Below are 15,660 nucleotides of genomic sequence, written 5' to 3'. Positions count from 1 at the left end.
ACCCGTGACGGAGTGATCTGGTCGGCAACCGCGATTCCGGGCCGCGAACCAGGCCGGTCGAGGGCCACCGGCTCCGGTTTGTGGGACATCACTGCAGCGCACCACGCTGCGCCTGTGGCGCACCGTGGTGCGCGAAGATGTGCGTGCGTCGCGTTCCTGCTCTGGTCGTCGGGTGGTCGATCGGGGAGACTGGGGATGTTCGTCGCGGTCAACCCCGAATTTTCTGTAGTGCCTGTGCGCCTGTTAAGAGATAACCCGCGAGTTCCTTGAGGGTTATCTCTTAATCGAACGCCTCACCTGAACCAGATCATCCCCGCGTGCGCGAGGACCACCACCGGCTCGACAACGGGCGCGACTTCGACCGCACTCACGCCTCTATTTTCGCTGCGGCAGCAGACAGATGCCGGTAAATAGTGGGGCGGGTGACGCCGAACTCAGCGGCGATCTCGGCGACGGTATAGCGGCGTTTTCCACGCTCATCGAGTTCGTTGTACATCGATCGCGCCAGCTGCACTTGTCGTGGCCCGAGCTTCGGTTTCTGTCCGCCGGTGCGTCCACGCGCACGCGCGGCGGCCAGGCCGTCACGCGTGCGCTCGGACATCAAGGCGTGCTCGAACTCGGCAATGGCACCGAGGATCTGGAAGAACATGCGCCCGATCGCGGTGGAGGTGTCGATGCCCTGGTCCAGGACCACCAGGTCCACACCGCGCTCCTGGAGCGTCTTCGATAGCTCGATCAGGTGCTCGAGAGAGCGTCCGAGCCGGTCGAGTTTGGTGACCACCAGCTGATCGCCTTCCCGGTTGGCCACCAGTAGCGCCTTGTCGAGTTCGGGTCGGGAGGCCAGTTTGCCGGAAGCCTTGTCGAGGAAGATCTGCTCGCACCCGGCCGCGGTGAGCGCGTCGTGTTGGGCTTCGGGATGTTGATCGCGGGTGGAGACCCGTCCGTAACCGATTCTCATGTACGGAATGTATCGATAACCCCTGACAGGTTGACATTGCCGCGTACACGGCATGTGTTACACATCCGGCCTGCGGAAATATGCCGTCGCGCAGACTGTCTCGTAAACGAACGTTACCGATCCACAATGCCGCGCTCCTCATAGCGATAGCGAGGTTTGCGGGACTGTACGCCAAGGCCCCGAACTGATATCCGCTATATCGGAGCGACTACCCGACCGGCGCAACTAAACAGACACAGGGACACGACCTGCTGCTTGTTCAGAAGTCATGAGGTTGATGAAGGCCGAGCAGGTGATGAGCATGTACCTAGCGAAGGCTTGAGTGATGAACTCGGCAGGAACAGTCTCGCCACCGTGCCGGATTCCGTTCTTATCGCTCGTCCACCCGTAACTCACCGCCCCCGTTGTCTCCACCCGAAATGAGCCGCAGCTTCGGGCGGGGCGGTGTGACCTTGCGGCCTCCCTCCATCGGTTCCTGGCCGGGCCGCGCCCACCGGTAGATGGCATCCCAGTCGGCGCGGAAATACCGCCGCAGGACACCGCCGGTGTTGGCGGGAGGCAGCGGCTTCCCGTTCTCGACCCATTCCTGGGTGCGCTGATCGAAGGACGTCTTCAGCTTTCGGTGTCGCGTACACAGCCCTACGAAACGGCCAGCGCCCGTTGTCGGATCGTGGTCTATGAAGCTGACTGCCGTGCGTTTCTCGCATATCCCTTCACGACGAATCATCGGCGCCACGCAGAGCACCCGCCCCGCGTGCAGCCCCTCGGGCTCGTACCGCGGCATATCGTCGCCGATGACACGTTTTCCCCAGTACTTGCGGTGGTAGACGCTGTCGGCTCCGTGGGCCAGCTCGGTGACTTCCATCAACCAGTTCTTCAGCGTCTTCTTGCCCTGCTCTTTGCGGGCAGTGATGACCTCGTCCAGGGCAAGGGCGAACAGCAGCAGTTCGCCGGTGAGATCGGGATCGTTCAGCATCCGGCGACGACGTTCGTCGCGCTGCATGATCGCTCGGAGATCACTACTCATGGCAAGGGCTTTCCAATCGTCTGGTCATGGTTCTCGAACGGTGAGACTGGCATCAGCTGCGGCATGAGGTTCTGCTGCTCTGTGGGAATTGGTGCCAGATCCGGCCGTCGAGGTCGCGGCCGGCTGTTTTCGGGGTGCGTCCGGACCATTGTTTGAAGAAGAACGCGGTCCCAGCGGCAACGCACTCATCGCGCAGGTCACGGACCCAGTCGGCGTGCATGGGTCGTGCGTGGGGGCCGGATTCGCCGCCGACGATGACCCAGTCGATCGCTGGTGTGGGACACCATTCGGTGCATTCGCCACCGCAACCGCATTCGAAGCGGTCCGCGTCATCGGGCCAGCGGCAACTACAGCCGTCCGCGCAGGTGCGGGTGAACAGGAACTGGTCGAGGTCGATCGGTCCCAGCAGCGGCTCGCACGACAGGAACCGTACTGCGGCGGGGGTGGCGAGTAGGTCGGTGATGCGGTGGGTGACCGCACCGTTCTCGACACTGGTGCCCAGCCACAGGTTCGGTGGGAACACCAAACCCCGTTCGGTCATTCGTCGCGCCCGCGCGGGCCGTTTCGTCAGCACCTGGTAGGTGTGTTGCGGGGTGTCGGCGATGACGTCGATCACCGAGCGGAGGAAGTCCTCGCTGATTTTGGCGTGGAACAGATCCGACATGGAGTTCACGAACACCATGCGTGGGTCGCGCCATCGGTAGGGGATCTTCAGGGCCTCAGGGTGTTCGGTGATGGCGAAACCGGGCCCGGAGGTACGGGGATCGCCGTCACGCTGGTATTTCGCCGAACCCATCGCTTTCAACCGTTTGGCCATGGTCAGCGCGTAACAGTGCTCACAGCCGGTGCTGATCCGGTCGCAGCCGGTGACCGGGTTCCAGGTGGTGTCGGTCCATTCGATCCCGGTACTCATGCGGTGGTCCTTTCGATGTCTTCGCCGGTGATGGCCTCGACGAGTGCGCAGCCGATGACCTCGGCTGCGGCGGGGGTGACGGCGTTGCCGTAGCCGCGGGCCTGGGTGCGTTTGTCGCCCAACGCTTTGAAGGTGGTCGGGAACGCCATCCCGGCCCTGATCTCGGTCGGCTGCAACATCCGGAACGTGCACTGCCCCAGCAGACGGTCACGGTCGATGCCGGTGCGGTGGTAGGGCACCAACAGATGCTGCGGCGGTGGCTGGACCAGCCCGTGGTGGAACCCGGACGCGGCGAAGGTCGCCAACGGTTCAGTGACCGCACGCGCGGACTTCTTCGATCCGCCACCACGCAACTCGGCGATGAACGGCGGACACACCAGGGCGTCGGTTTCGCGGGTGGTGCGGGTCGGCATCTGTGTGGCGAGGCTGCTCGCCTTTGTACGCCATGTCCCACCGGCCGGGGTGAGCATCGGAGTGCCCGCGAACTTTTCCAGGCCGATCCGGATCCGCGCAACAGTGTTGTCGGCCAGGGGTTCGGTACGGTCGGCGATCGGCGTCCCGGGCGGCAGTGTCCAGTCGATCGCGACCGCCGCCGGGGTGGTGATCGGCTCCACGACCGCGAACCGGCAGGCCGTTGAGGGGCATCGGTAGACGTACTGCCCGGCCCGGGCCCCGTAGAGGCCCATATCGACGTCGGGGCGTTTCCATGCCTGTACCGCGTCCACCACCCGCGCACAACCTGCGCACCACGCTTTCGGCCGCAGCCACTTGTCCCAATCGGGTTGGCGTCCCAGCCCTTTCCACCAGTACGCGAGATACAGCCGGTCACGGGACTGCGGCACCGGCAGGCACCGCCTCGGCAGTACGTGCGCGGAGTTCAACGCGATCAGCCGGGTGTCGTAGCCGATGGCCTCGATCACCCCGACCCAGTGCCGCCACTGGTCCCAGCGACGGCACTGGATGACGTTCTCCATCGCCCCGGCCAACACCGGTCGCCCACGAGCGGACATTGCCCGCAGATAGCGCGGGATCTGTTCGACCAGTGCCCGCGACCGCGCCGCTGCCGGGTCCTCGACCACGCCGAGTTCCTCATCGAACATGCTGTACTGGTTGGACTGGTCGAAATACCGTTTCACGCCCTTGGCGTCGGTCCACGCTGGGCACGCCGGCGACGCCCAGAACAGCTCAGTGCAGGGCAGGTCCTCCAGCACGATGTCCCGCACATCACCGGGCGGCAAATGCTCCGCCGCGGGGAAGTTCAACTCGTGCACCGCCACCGCCACCGGGTTGTGGTTAGCCGCCAACCGCAACTCGATGCCCGGCACCTGCTCCCAGCCCAGCGAATCCCCACCCCACCCGGCGAAGTACACCGTCGATGCCAGACTCATCACGCACTCACCGGGATACGCGCGATCCAACGATCCAGCAGCCGTACCAACGCGGGCAGCCACCGGCCCGCCATAACCTCCAGGTCTCCGGTACGGGCCTGGGTCAGAACACCAGATTCCTCCCGAGACAACGCGATAGTGGTGGCGCTGCCGTAGGCGACCAGTCGCGGATCTGGTGTATCCCCAGCCAGCGCCGCGCGCACCGCAGCCAGCTCCGCCCGATATATCTGCGCGCTCTGCCCTGGCCGAGTCGGCAACACCACACCCGCAGCAGAACTGAGCGTGGCCGCCCGGTCGTGTTGGGCGAATGTCTTGGCGCGGACGGCCTCGACGGCGACCGCAAGGGTCAGCGCGATATCAGCGTGGCATTCGCGCAGGGTGCGATCGGCCGTCTCGGGGGCATGCGCACCCGTGGCGTAGTAGCTGGGGTCGGTGGTTGCGGAAGCGAAGACGGAAGTCATGGAAAGGCTCCAGATGAGGACAGAAGTGAATGAGGTGGCGCTCAGTGCAACCTCCCAAAGGTGTACGTACACCATAGCATCAGGTGTACGTACACCTCAAGGGTGTGTACTCTCCTTCTGTATGTACACCTAGGATGTGGAGCGATGCCGAACCAGCCGAAGACGAAGCACCGCTCGGTGCGGGTCGACGACGACAGATGGGCGCGGTTCGAGCGAGCGACCATCGAGGGCGGGACCGATCGCGCCAAAGCGTTGAACGCCTTCATGGCGTGGTATCTGCGTGAGCCCGGCGCGAAGCTGCCCCAGCGCCCAGCTCCGCTGGATGATCCGTCTTCTACCGGGTCTACTCTTGAGTGAGGTCGGCCCGTGCTGATTTCAGGGACGGGCCGGTCTGATGTCTGTCGGGGCTGGTTCGGTCGGTGAGGTGGCGGCTGAGCACTTGAGGGTTATCGGTCGAAAGTGGGTGATGACCTGGTGTGTGCTGCACCGACGCTTCGTTCTTGAGGTGGGGTGTGTGTCCCGATCTTCGTCGCGACGATCGTAGGGGCGCTACCGAAGGCGCGGTCGGTGATTTGTCGAGCATCGCTGCCCTGAGTTGTGCCGTTGCCTGTGCTGGGTTCGGATGTTTTCGTGGCAGCGTCTTGGAGTGTCATGGCTGCGAGCAGGTGTGGATACTGGGAGATGGTCAAGTCCACATCTGCGACAGCAGCGGCTAGGATGTCGGGGTCGATTCCGGAAGCGGTGAGCTTGCTGAAAGTCGCTTCGGCCATCGCCCATTTCGGGGATCGTATGATTTCGGCGGGTATTCGTTCAGCCAGCCGCTGCGCCAGCGAACCTACCTCGATAGGGTTGTCCGTCTCGGATACCGGAGTTGTTACGGTGGTCATTTTGCGTGTGTGGGTGTCGGCGGCGTGTTGCGCTTGGTCGAGGCGGTCACACAGTCCAGATGCTGTGGCACCGTGACCGTCCCAGGCTGCCCAGTACCACTGCTGCCCGTTCCATTGGGTCCGCGCCCCTACTCCGATGTTGTCAGGTTCTCCGAACGTGTATTCGCTGCCGTCTGGGCTGCTGGGCTGCCATGGGCTGCGCTGCCGTTCCTGTTCGCGTGAGTCTGCGCCGAGCCGCCACTCCATCGCGTAAGATGCCATCCGGTTCAGCACACTCTTCGACAGCTCCTCGCGGGTCATGCGGCGTTCTTCGGCATGACCCGGAGTGGGGTTCAGGTCGAGCGTCCACCTAAGGTACTGGCCTGCCGCGTTTCTGCGGTCACTGCCTGCTTTCTGCTCAGCCAGTGCTTCGGGGGAGTTTTCGCGGGCGTTGATAGCGGTCTTGAGTTGCGCAAGTTCTTGCTCGGCGTCACGTAGCTGGTCGATTTTGTCGAATTCGACGGTGGGTCGGGTTTCCAGATCCGCGATGCGGTCGACTGTCTCCTGAACTTCCCGTACCAGCATGTCCATCTTCGTCGCCGCGGCCAGTACTTTGCGCAGCTGCTTCAACATCTGGTGGGTGGTGGTGTTGTTGGTCATGGCTTCACGGACGTCAGTGTGCGACATGCTGAAGGTCAAGGACATGTCCATACTGACGGTGAGTGGGTGATCGTCGGTGTTCACACCGACGACGAGGATGTCGAATAGAGGGCTGTATCTCCCCGACACCTGGACACCGGCGACAGTGAACATCGGAAACGCGACGTCGGATTCCTGCATTCGCATGTTGGCGTAGTCCCTCGCCAGCATCGCCTGTGTGGCTTTGGCCAGGGTTTTGGTGTCGCTGTCTCGGATGGCGACACCGTGGATGACAATGTCGCGGTGGCGGCGGTCTGCCTGTAGCCATGGTTCGAGAGCGTCGGCGACGGGTTGGCGTTCGGTGAGGGTTCGGCGCAAAATCGGCAGGTCGCTGCGCAGCTTGCGCAACATGTGACTGTTGGTCAGGTTAACCTGTGCGATCATTTGTTGTTCGGCCTGCAGTTCTTTGACCTGGTCTTCTTTCTCAACGGCCGCGGTGTAGATCGGGTCACCGGTGGCTGCAGCCTTGGTGTGTGCGGCTGATATCGCGATATCGGCGCTGGTGTCCTCGATGCTGTGGGGGATGTCGCCGGAGCGCAGTTGTGCGTTGGTGTCTGCTTTGCGTTCGATGATCTGCCAGACGGATGTGTCGTAGGACTTGGCGGCGACGATGTTGATGATCTCGACTTCGGAGTTGCGGTTTCCTTGGCGAAGAATGCGGCCTTCGCGCTGTTCCAGGTCGGTGGCGCGGTAGGGAACCGACAGGTGGATCAGGCTTTTGGCGAGGCGTTGCACGTTCATGCCGACGCCCATCTTCTCCGTCGACCCGATCAGGACCCGCACTCGCCCGGCGCGGCAGTCGGCGAACAGTTTCTGTTTGCTGCGGGCGCCAGGGTAGTCGTGGATGAACGCTACCTCTTGTCGCGCCATCCCTAACTCCATCAGTTTATCGCGCAGCCCGGTGTAGATGTTCTGAGCGCGGGGGCCGTCCCCAGGTTTGGGGGTGCCGAGGTCGCAGAACACGAGCTGTAGCACACCGGTGGCGGCTGGGCCGTGTTGATCGGCCGGGGTATGCACGTGCAGGTTCTCGGTGTGGATGCGCCATAGTTCGCGGGCGGCGATCGCGATGCGGTTGCGGTCGGCATCAGGTTCCCCCAGCCCGGCCAATGGCGGGAACATCGATACCTTGCGTCCGTCGGTGGCGATTTTGAGAGGGTTGTCCAGCCACGGTCTCGCGGGTTCGGCCATCTTCATCCGGACATCGAGGTCGAACATGAAGTCGCGGACTTCCTGTGCCAGCTCGAATTCCACCAGAGTGCGCTTGCCGCCGCGCAGTGTCGGCAGATCAGCGGGGATCTGGTCACGGGTTACGACATCACGGAACTGGTCGACCATCGCCATCAGCTGCGGCATGTTGTTGTAGCGGCTCATCCGTGTCACCGTGCGCAAGCTGGTGCCGGTGATGTTCATCTCGACTACAGTGCGGGCGGTGGCATACATCTGCGCCCACGCGTCGATGTGCATCATCCCTTGGGCTTCGAGCAGGTCCGGGCGCAGGAACCGTTGCATGACCCATAACTCCGCCATCCCGTTCGATACCGGTGTACCGGTGGCGAAGGACAATGCTTTGATCGGCGCGGCGGGTCGACCGGCCGCGATGTTGCGTTCTCTGGCGCGCTCACGCAGATAGATCGCCTTCATCTCCAGATCACTGGAGCGTTGCGACCCGTCCGGCAACGACAAATCGGCGGATGAGCTGACTCGCGTGAGGTTCTTGAACAAGTGAGCTTCGTCGACCATCACGAAATCGCAGCCGGACTGCTCGAACGTGAGCCCGGCATCACGTTTCTTGGCCTTTACGAGGCTCTCGTAGCGTGCGCTCGAACGTCTGATCGCGGCCTCGATCTGTTTGACACTGAAGTTGAGAGCGTTGTCGCTTTGCTGCTTGATCCTGCTCATCCCGGCGTGCATCCAGTCGATTTGTTTTTCGATGTAGGCGGCTTCCCAGTCGACACTGACCGAGATCGCCCCGAACACCGACATAGGCACGATCACCGCATCCCAGTCCCCGGTGGCGGTCTGGGCGATGAACCGCTGCCGATCGGCTGAGCCATCGAGGTCGGTGGCCGCCAACAGGCGTGCCGCCGGATAGGCGTCCTGGAACTCTCGATGCCATTGATCGACCAACGAGTTGGGTACCACGATCCATGGTTGGCGCACCTGCCCTAACCGGCGCATCTCCATGCAGATCATCGCCGTGGTCAGGGTCTTGCCGGCGCCGACGCAGTGATCGAGCAGGATCGCTGGCTCGTGCAGCTGCCGCACCACGGCTTGAGCCTGATAGGCGTAGGGCACATACTTCGGGTTCAGACCTGGGAACGTCTTGTGACTGGTGTCGTAGACGGGTTTGACGAACGAATTGAACTCATCGTTGAATACCCGGGTCAGTCGGTCGGCGCGCTCTGGGTCTTCCCATAGCCACGTCGTGAAGCGTTCTTCGAGTTGCTTGGCGCGGGTTCGTAGCAACTCGGTGCGTTCGAGATCGAGCCGCAGTTTCGGGTCGGCCTTCATCTCTTCGGCGGTCTTGAGGGCCTCGATCGGTTTGTTGTTGCAGATCAGCTCGAACAACGCGATCCCGGATATCTTCATATCAGGGTCTCCCCACCGATCCCGGAACCCGCCGTCGCGGGCTGCCCACTCCGGGGTCTGATCGGTGTAGATGTGCCAAGACGCACTGATCGTGGAGTATTCGACAGTCATATGGGCGGGCTCGATCTGGAACTCGGCCAGAAAGAACTGACGGTAGGTGTCTACCCCGATCCATACGGCACCGGGGCGGACACCGATTCTGGAAGGGTCGACATCCTCGGAAAGCACGCCGCGAAGCGCGGCCACCAGATCGCCGTAGCGGTCGGGCTCGGTCGCCGCCGCTGCTTCGGCGCGGCGCAGTTTGTTACGGACGTGCCCGGACAGGGCGCGGGCGGCGAGTTCCCATTCTTGCGGGTCGTCCAGGCTCGGATAGATTTTGCCTCGCGCCTGCACCAAGACGTCGAAGACATTGGTATCCAGCAGTTGTGCGATACGGTGCGGGTAGATTCGGCCGGTCTCGTCGAAACTGACAGCGATGGCCTCGTCGATACTGTCGACGTGCTGAGCTGGTGTGAGGACCGTCGAAACGTCTTGAGCGAAGATTTCGGCTCTACGCGCGGTCTGGGTGTCGTCATCGTAGTGCTCGATCGCACGGACCGTCGCGATCCGCGGATCGAACTTGATGGCCCCTTCCAGATGGGATCGTTTCTTGTAGGGCCCCTGATTAGGTTCATAGGCACGCTCCCACAACTCATCGACCACATCATCGGGCAGAGGGCCCGGCGCCGGGCCGATGACCTTACGGCCTTTCGCATCGACCACGAAGTCACCGAAATCATCCAACAGTGCCTCGCCGTGTTTGCGCCGCCAGCTCTCTTCAAGGCGAGCGAACTTGGCACGGGCTTGGTCATCGGTATTGCGGTCGGCGTGTGTGGTCCACTTGTAGCGGTTGATGTGCCCGTATTCGGTGACGTACTCCTCATATTGACGTCCCAACCGCTCACGGAGCCGGTCGCGGGCTTCGCGGGTGGAGTGAGGGTCTCGCCCGGCATCGGTCAACGCCATGACAGTGTCACCCATCTCGAGCAGTCGACGCCACTCGGTGGTGAGGGCGGCACTCTTGCGGGTGGTTGTCCGCCATCCGGCACTGGCAACGTATTGGTCGAATACGCCGGTCGTGTGGTCGTAGCGCATTGTGCCGGGGATTGGGGTAGCCAGTTCGGTGGCGGTGACATACTCAGCCTGCTGAGTGTCAGCGTCGACTGGCAGGGCAGTGAGCCCGAGACCGGCGGTGCGGGCCGCGTCGACGGCGGCGGTGAGCCGGTCGGCCAGTTGCTGTGCCAAGGGGCGGGATTCGTCGGCGTGGACGAGCAAGGTGGCGCGGCTGTGCATGCCGTGTCCGGCACCCAGCTCCCCCAACACTTGCTGAGGGTGTGCGAGGAAGTAGGAGTTCACAGTGAGGGTGTGCGCACCGAGCTCGGTTTTTTGTGTGGCCAGCCACAGTGTTGTGTCGTCGCTGGGTGCCTGGCCGTCCTCGCGGCGCCGCAACACCAGAACGTCGGTGACGACGTCGGTGGCGGCCTGGCGGGTGAACGCTTTCGTCGGCAACCGCACCGCGGTCACCAGATCACCGAGTTCGGCGATCTCACGTCGCGCGGCTGGGCGCGCAGCATCGGAGGTGAACGCGCTGGTAATGACGGCGACATATCCGCCGGGCGCGGTCAATGCCAACGACTTGCGGATAAAGTGGTTGTGGATCGACAGCCCATTGGGGTTGTGTTTGTCGTCGAACACCGGGTAGTTGCCGAATGGCACGTTGCCGATCGCTGCGGTGAACGTAGCGTTCTCAGCGAAGTCACGCTCGAAGCCGTGATTGCGGATCTGTTGACGCGGATACAGGTAGTGTGCGATCCGCGCGGTGGTCGCATCGAGCTCGACACCCACCATCCGCACCTCGTCGGGGGCATGACCGATGAAATGCCCGGCCCCGCATCCCGGCTCCAGCACCCGCGCTCCGGCGGGTAGACCAGCCCTACTGACTGCGTCCCACATGACGGCGACGATGGAGGGATCGGTGTAATGGGCGTTGAGTGTGGAACCGCGCGCGGCCGCGTATTCGTCGTCGGTCAGCAGTTCCCGCAACTCCGCGCGGGCGGAGTCGTGCTCAGGTTTGGTGTCGTCGAAGACCTGCCACGCACCACCCCACCCCGAGAAGCCCGCCAATTTCTGTTGTTCGTCTGGGGTTGCGCTGCGTTGTTGGTTGTCCAGCTCACGGATCAGGCGAATAGCGGCGATGTTCGCCCGGATGCGCGCGGAGGGTGATTTCGGGACGAGAACCTCGGTACCCAGCCGGAAGTCGACAGCATCGACCGGCGGTGCTTGCTCATCAGTCTCGGGTTCCTCGGTAGCGTCCGAAAGTGATTCCGCGGCGCTGTCACTGGTGGGGGTCTGCTCCCGCTCTGTCTCGGCGGGAGCAGGCTCAAAAGGGTGGGGAGGTGTGTCCTTCTGGCGGTCTCGCCTGATGGCTTGCGCGACCCCGGTGACGAGGGCGCGGCGGGTATCGCTGCGGAGGATCTCCAGCGCAGCCCGCTCGATATCGGTGTCGGCGGCGCGACGAGCGAGCACGGCGGCGACCAGGTTTGTGAATTCCTCATCGGCAGCCAGGTCGCCTGCTTCGGTCCTGTCGACGTGTGTGAGCACGTCTGGGTCGGCGGCGATCGACGCGAGGAGGCGGCGACGTTCGTCGCGTGTGTGGTCGCGGAGCGCGGCGAGGTATCCACTGGTGTAGGCGGCGTGAGCGCGGTCACGTACCGGATGCTCGTCGGGCACGCCGGTGAGTGCGTCACTGACTGTGGGGTCGGCGCCGGGGTCCGGGGCCGCTAGCAGGTTCGTGGAATCGAATCCGCGGCGCCCGTAGGCGGTCCAGTCATTCGAGGTGAGGATCTGGTGCAGGTCGATCGCGTCCTGCGCAACGCTCTGACGTGTGACTTCGTCGCGGCCACCGGATGGTGGCTGCGTGTCGACGATGGCTTGAACCTGTTCGGCCGTGACCGGGGGTGGGGCAGTCGTGGTGATCTGCGCTGCCAGGTCTGTGGCCGCGCTGCTGGTGGTCGGTCGCGTCGCGGCCGTGGTGCGGGCCTGCGTGTCCCGTCCTCGGCGACCGAGTCGCAGCACCGCTTTGTGGTCGATGTCTTCCGGTGCCCGGCCCGCCTCACGTAGCAGGGTTTCGTAGCGGCCGACTTCTGCTTGGGCATCGCGGTATTCGGCCAGTAGCCGTTCGCGGCGGGCGGCGAGTTTCGCAATGGACTCGCGCAGGCGGGTGACCGCCGGACGGCCGCCGGTGGCGTAGGTGTCGTTGAGTCGTGAGTTGGCGTTGACCAGGGCGCGGCGAGTCGCCAGACCTCGTTCGCGGATGTTGTCGAAGTCGCGGCGGCGCTGCGCCCATCGGTGGGTGAGGTCTAGAACGCGTTGCGAGTCATTTCCTCGTCGATCATGATCTCGAGCTCCTCGCGTAGTGGGTCCGCTGCTGTCACTGGGGTCGCCAGATCGTCCTCGAGGCGTTGCTGGATCAGGGCCAGTGCCAGTTCCTGGAACTCCAGGCTGCCCGCTGTGCCCCATACCCGGTCCACGATCCGCGTCGCCAACTCTGTGGGTGTCACCAGCCCTGCCCGCCACCGCTGCGGATCCTGCGCCGCTTTCGCTCGATGCGTCTGCTCCATCACCGTTGCGGTGATCTCGTCCATCTCCTCGATCGTGCGAGTCTCGTTCTGCTCGCTCAGCTGCGGATATAGCTCCTCGGCGAGCACCTTCGTCCGTGCCGAGCGCCATGCGGTCTCGATCATCGCGACCGTCTCCGGCACTGTCGGGTCCTGTCCCGGCCGCTCCGCGCGCCACCTCTCGACCAGGAACCCGTGTGGGGAGTCCCCCACGGTCTCGGTGATCAACGCTGTCAGCCGCGCTGCCTCGGTCTCGATCCGCTGGTCGCGCTCCAAGAGCGGCAGATCCGGGTCCATGCCGATCCACTCCCTCCAGATCCGCGCCACCTCCGCGCGCACCACCGGGTCGACCTCCATTTCCGGGTACGTCATCGCCCTGCACCTCCATCGTGGCGAAAAGTTCCATTTGATCAGCCGCATTGAACGGCTGATTTTCATCAGGAGAAGCGTTGTCCGCCATGCTAATTCCTCGCTCCATCCAGTGATGAACCATCGACATTGCTATGCATTCGCCGGTCTGTGTGCGAGATACATGAATGTCTCACGCACAGACCGGCACCCATGCGTCTTAGTCGACCCAGATCCTGTGCCGCTGGCCCAGAGACTGTCGGGTGGGTCGGCGGGTGAATGTAGTGGTCACGCCTCGTTGACCGGGTGGCCGTCTTTGTCGAACCACTGGCCGGTTTTCGGATCCCGGGTCCAGCCTTCGAATTCGGTGCCCTCCAGATCGTCGGAGAACCGGCCACCGAACCCTGGGGTCTCCCCGTCCGGTGCCGGACCGGCTGCGGCGCGATCTTTGTCGAACTGATCGAATATCGCTTGATTGCGAGCGTATTCCTCGGGGGTATACACCCTCCCTAATTTCTTGGCCTCGTCGGCGGTATAGAAAAGTTTGCCACCGATTTTTTCCGGCATAATTTACCCTCTCACTCTGTCATCCGGATGATCCACCGGTTCGTTGCCTGATCGAAAACTTTGCTGTGGACAAAGAACTCCGTTCCCGACTGAAAAAGAACTTCATCCGGAGTGCCATATTGGCCGTAGTCGCGGCCGGTCTTGCTGACGATCTGGAATTCAACATTCGAACTGTCGACGAGGAGATCGTTCGCACCTTTCATGTTGGTGCTCGCGGAGGTGAACCCCACTTCTGTCGTCGAATCGCCCTGAACATATCGGGCGAGTTGCTCGTCGGTGAGATTGGTGTGCCGGACCAGCGGCCCCTCGTGGACGGGCAGCTTGCCCAAGGTGTTGTTGAATGCGTCTATGTCTCGTTGCATCGCGGGGGTCACAGTGCCCTCCCGTAAGGCGGCGGTCAGAGACTCACCACGGGAAGTGCTCGGACCTCGCTGCAGTATCGCTACCTCTTCAGTGCTCAACTGCCTTATCGGTTCCGCTTTCGGTTTACCCCGCCCGGCTGGTGACAGTTCTTTGAGCCGCTTTATTTCCGCTGCAGACCGTGTCAGGTCGGCGTTCATCTTCACTCCCGCAGCAATCCTGCGTTCGTTTTGCCACTGCTCGATCATGATCCTGATCGGGCGGGCGTACCGGGCACAGATCGCCGCGGCACCGGCCACACCGACAGCCGCGCTGACACCGAACGTGATCCAACTCGACGCGATACTGATCGCAGCAGTCATAGCCAACTCGGCATAGAGCGCGTCACGGATGGCTTCGAGCTGGATGCGGAGGTCGTCACGGAGCTTGTCGAGCGCCTGGCGGTGATCACGACAAGATTCGGCCAGATCGCTCATCGCAGTGATCACCGCGTCGGTGGCTGTTTTCAGCGCGCGGAGATCCTCGTCGATGAACTCGACTTCGGGTGCGGTGACCGCCTCGAATGCAGCGGCGGCCGCCTCGAGCACGGCCGGGAACCCGGCTACCGCCCCAGCGTGCGCTATGCGATCCCAGGTGTCACCGGCATTCGACAAGGTGGTGGCGTTGCCGTCAGGGACGATGATGCCGATCTTTTCGGCCAAACCGATTCCAGCATCGACCAGACCGTTACCGGGGCCACCCGCGGACGGTAGCGGTACGTGACACACGATCACCGGTGGTATCGGTGGGGTCGGTGGTGGGGGCAGGGCTCCGGCGCCGATAGTAGCGATGTGGTCGGCGCATTCGTGGTTGTAGCCGATCTGCTGCAAGATCAGGGCGTATCCGTGCGTGGCGGTGGCGATATCGGAGACCAGACGCAGGATCTCGGCGTCACGCTCGTCGTAGCTCTCGGCCCACTTCTTGGCGTCGCTGTAGCTTCCGGCCATGTCGGTTGCCTCGGCCAGATTGGAGAACTCGGCGTCGACAGCTGCCCAGAACTCGGATGCGGCATCAGCGATCTTGGTTGCGGTGTCGTAGTAGACCGGCACCGCCACATCGAGCACAGTCATTCGGCGACCCCGATGCCGGTGCGTCCGAGCATGGCAATGTTGGCCGCTGACGCGGCGCCGTATTCTCGGTGTGCCGCCGCAGCCGCGGCACGCATCCTCTCCAGCCCATCAGCGATCTTGGCCGCTGCGGCGGTCCATTCAGCGTGTGCGGTGGCGTGTGCGGCGGCGGCCTCCCCACTCCAGCTGCCCTGCACGGTCGCGATGCGTTCTTCGACTTCGCGAAGAGAATCGGTGACGAATCCGTGCAATCCGGCCACACGAGCGGTGACGGCATCTAGGTGTTCGAGGTCGACTCGATATTCAGTCATTTTCTCCCCCAGTAGGTTTCTGGTGTAGGTGTCAGATCGGAGGCAGATTCAGCGAACCGAATCCGCTGGCGTTGGCAGTGTCGGTGGCCTCAGTGCGGGCCACCATCACCCCGAGTAGTTCGGCCATGTCGGCGAGGGATTCCCATACTTCCAGCCCAGCGGCGTGTGTCTGGTCCCACGCTCCGCCGTAGGTGCTGGCCGCCCGGCCACGCCAGCTCGACATGAGGCTGTCGACTTCAGCGCTGGCACTACGCAGACCGCCGATCAGGGCTTGCGCAGTCTGTTGGATGTAGCGCCCAGCATCGGAAACGTGCTCAGGTACCAAAACGAACGGGGTCTGTGCCGCAGAAGCGGCGGTATCGGTCACAGGGCAACTCCTTGAGATCGTTTGATGAGTGGTCACAGCAGGTT

Annotated in this window: 11 protein-coding genes; 1 reads left to right on the top strand and 10 read right to left on the bottom strand. The window is 63.2% G+C overall.

Features of this window, described 5'->3' with window-relative positions:
• Nucleotides 1–367 precede the first annotated feature (367 nt).
• The 5 genes from ACX4ZE_RS16210 to ACX4ZE_RS16190 all read right to left on the bottom strand — a co-directional run bounded on the left by ACX4ZE_RS16210 (nt 368) and on the right by ACX4ZE_RS16190 (nt 4,747).
• Complete coding sequence (locus ACX4ZE_RS16210; RefSeq protein WP_480274277.1) at nt 368–958, bottom strand: recombinase family protein; 591 nt, start codon at nt 956–958, stop codon at nt 368–370.
• A gap of 370 nt (nt 959–1,328) precedes the next feature.
• Complete coding sequence (locus ACX4ZE_RS16205) at nt 1,329–1,985, bottom strand: hypothetical protein (protein WP_480274276.1); 657 nt, start codon at nt 1,983–1,985, stop codon at nt 1,329–1,331.
• A gap of 52 nt (nt 1,986–2,037) precedes the next feature.
• Entirely contained in the window at nt 2,038–2,898 is an 861-nt protein-coding gene (locus tag ACX4ZE_RS16200) for a DUF5131 family protein (protein ID WP_480274275.1), read from the bottom strand.
• Nucleotides 2,895–4,286: a DNA cytosine methyltransferase gene (locus tag ACX4ZE_RS16195; RefSeq protein ID WP_480274274.1), complete on the bottom strand. Its 1,392-nt coding sequence runs from the start codon at nt 4,284–4,286 to the stop codon at nt 2,895–2,897. Before ACX4ZE_RS16195 ends, ACX4ZE_RS16200 begins: the two co-directional genes overlap by 4 nt.
• Nucleotides 4,286–4,747, bottom strand: a complete 462-nt coding sequence (locus tag ACX4ZE_RS16190; RefSeq protein WP_480274273.1) for a hypothetical protein — start codon at nt 4,745–4,747, stop codon at nt 4,286–4,288. The genes ACX4ZE_RS16195 and ACX4ZE_RS16190 overlap by 1 nt, the downstream gene beginning before the upstream one ends.
• A gap of 144 nt (nt 4,748–4,891) precedes the next feature.
• On the opposite strand from ACX4ZE_RS16190, the gene ACX4ZE_RS16185 reads away from it, so the two are divergent.
• Nucleotides 4,892–5,104 carry a hypothetical protein gene (locus ACX4ZE_RS16185; RefSeq protein ID WP_480274272.1) on the top strand — a complete coding sequence of 71 codons (213 nt, stop codon included), beginning with the start codon at nt 4,892–4,894 and terminating at the stop codon, nt 5,102–5,104.
• Nucleotides 5,105–5,193: 89 nt separating this feature from the next.
• Here ACX4ZE_RS16185 and ACX4ZE_RS16180 read toward each other — a convergent pair whose 3' ends face one another.
• The 5 genes from ACX4ZE_RS16180 to ACX4ZE_RS16160 all read right to left on the bottom strand — a co-directional run bounded on the left by ACX4ZE_RS16180 (nt 5,194) and on the right by ACX4ZE_RS16160 (nt 15,616).
• On the bottom strand, nt 5,194–12,459 hold the full coding sequence (locus ACX4ZE_RS16180; RefSeq protein WP_480274271.1) for a DEAD/DEAH box helicase family protein: 7,266 nt from the start codon (nt 12,457–12,459) through the stop codon (nt 5,194–5,196).
• A gap of 734 nt (nt 12,460–13,193) precedes the next feature.
• A complete protein-coding gene (locus tag ACX4ZE_RS16175; RefSeq protein ID WP_480274270.1) occupies nt 13,194–13,472 on the bottom strand; it encodes a hypothetical protein in 279 nt (92 codons plus the stop codon).
• An 11-nt stretch (nt 13,473–13,483) separates the two neighbouring features.
• Nucleotides 13,484–14,941, bottom strand: a complete 1,458-nt coding sequence (locus tag ACX4ZE_RS16170) for an ADP-ribosyltransferase (protein ID WP_480274269.1) — start codon at nt 14,939–14,941, stop codon at nt 13,484–13,486.
• Complete coding sequence (locus tag ACX4ZE_RS16165; protein ID WP_480274268.1) at nt 14,938–15,249, bottom strand: WXG100 family type VII secretion target; 312 nt, start codon at nt 15,247–15,249, stop codon at nt 14,938–14,940. Before ACX4ZE_RS16165 ends, ACX4ZE_RS16170 begins: the two co-directional genes overlap by 4 nt.
• A gap of 31 nt (nt 15,250–15,280) precedes the next feature.
• Nucleotides 15,281–15,616, bottom strand: a complete 336-nt coding sequence (locus ACX4ZE_RS16160) for a WXG100 family type VII secretion target (protein ID WP_480274267.1) — start codon at nt 15,614–15,616, stop codon at nt 15,281–15,283.
• Nucleotides 15,617–15,660: the final 44 nt, after the last annotated feature.

Source organism: Nocardia sp. TBRC8007 (assembly GCF_056629435.1).
The sequence above is the reverse complement of the archived record's forward strand: the minus strand, read 5'-3'. Positions and strand labels throughout refer to the sequence as shown.

Coding starts and splice junctions, on each gene's coding strand:
- ACX4ZE_RS16210 (WP_480274277.1), bottom strand. CDS start 958: ATGAGAATCGGTTACGGACGGGTCTCCACCCGCGATCAACATCCCGAA.
- ACX4ZE_RS16205 (WP_480274276.1), bottom strand. CDS start 1,985: ATGAGTAGTGATCTCCGAGCGATCATGCAGCGCGACGAACGTCGTCGC.
- ACX4ZE_RS16200 (WP_480274275.1), bottom strand. CDS start 2,898: ATGAGTACCGGGATCGAATGGACCGACACCACCTGGAACCCGGTCACC.
- ACX4ZE_RS16195 (WP_480274274.1), bottom strand. CDS start 4,286: ATGAGTCTGGCATCGACGGTGTACTTCGCCGGGTGGGGTGGGGATTCG.
- ACX4ZE_RS16190 (WP_480274273.1), bottom strand. CDS start 4,747: ATGACTTCCGTCTTCGCTTCCGCAACCACCGACCCCAGCTACTACGCC.
- ACX4ZE_RS16185 (WP_480274272.1), top strand. CDS start 4,892: ATGCCGAACCAGCCGAAGACGAAGCACCGCTCGGTGCGGGTCGACGAC.
- ACX4ZE_RS16180 (WP_480274271.1), bottom strand. CDS start 12,459: ATGGGGCACAGCGGGCAGCCTGGAGTTCCAGGAACTGGCACTGGCCCT.
- ACX4ZE_RS16175 (WP_480274270.1), bottom strand. CDS start 13,472: ATGCCGGAAAAAATCGGTGGCAAACTTTTCTATACCGCCGACGAGGCC.
- ACX4ZE_RS16170 (WP_480274269.1), bottom strand. CDS start 14,941: ATGACTGTGCTCGATGTGGCGGTGCCGGTCTACTACGACACCGCAACC.
- ACX4ZE_RS16165 (WP_480274268.1), bottom strand. CDS start 15,249: ATGACTGAATATCGAGTCGACCTCGAACACCTAGATGCCGTCACCGCT.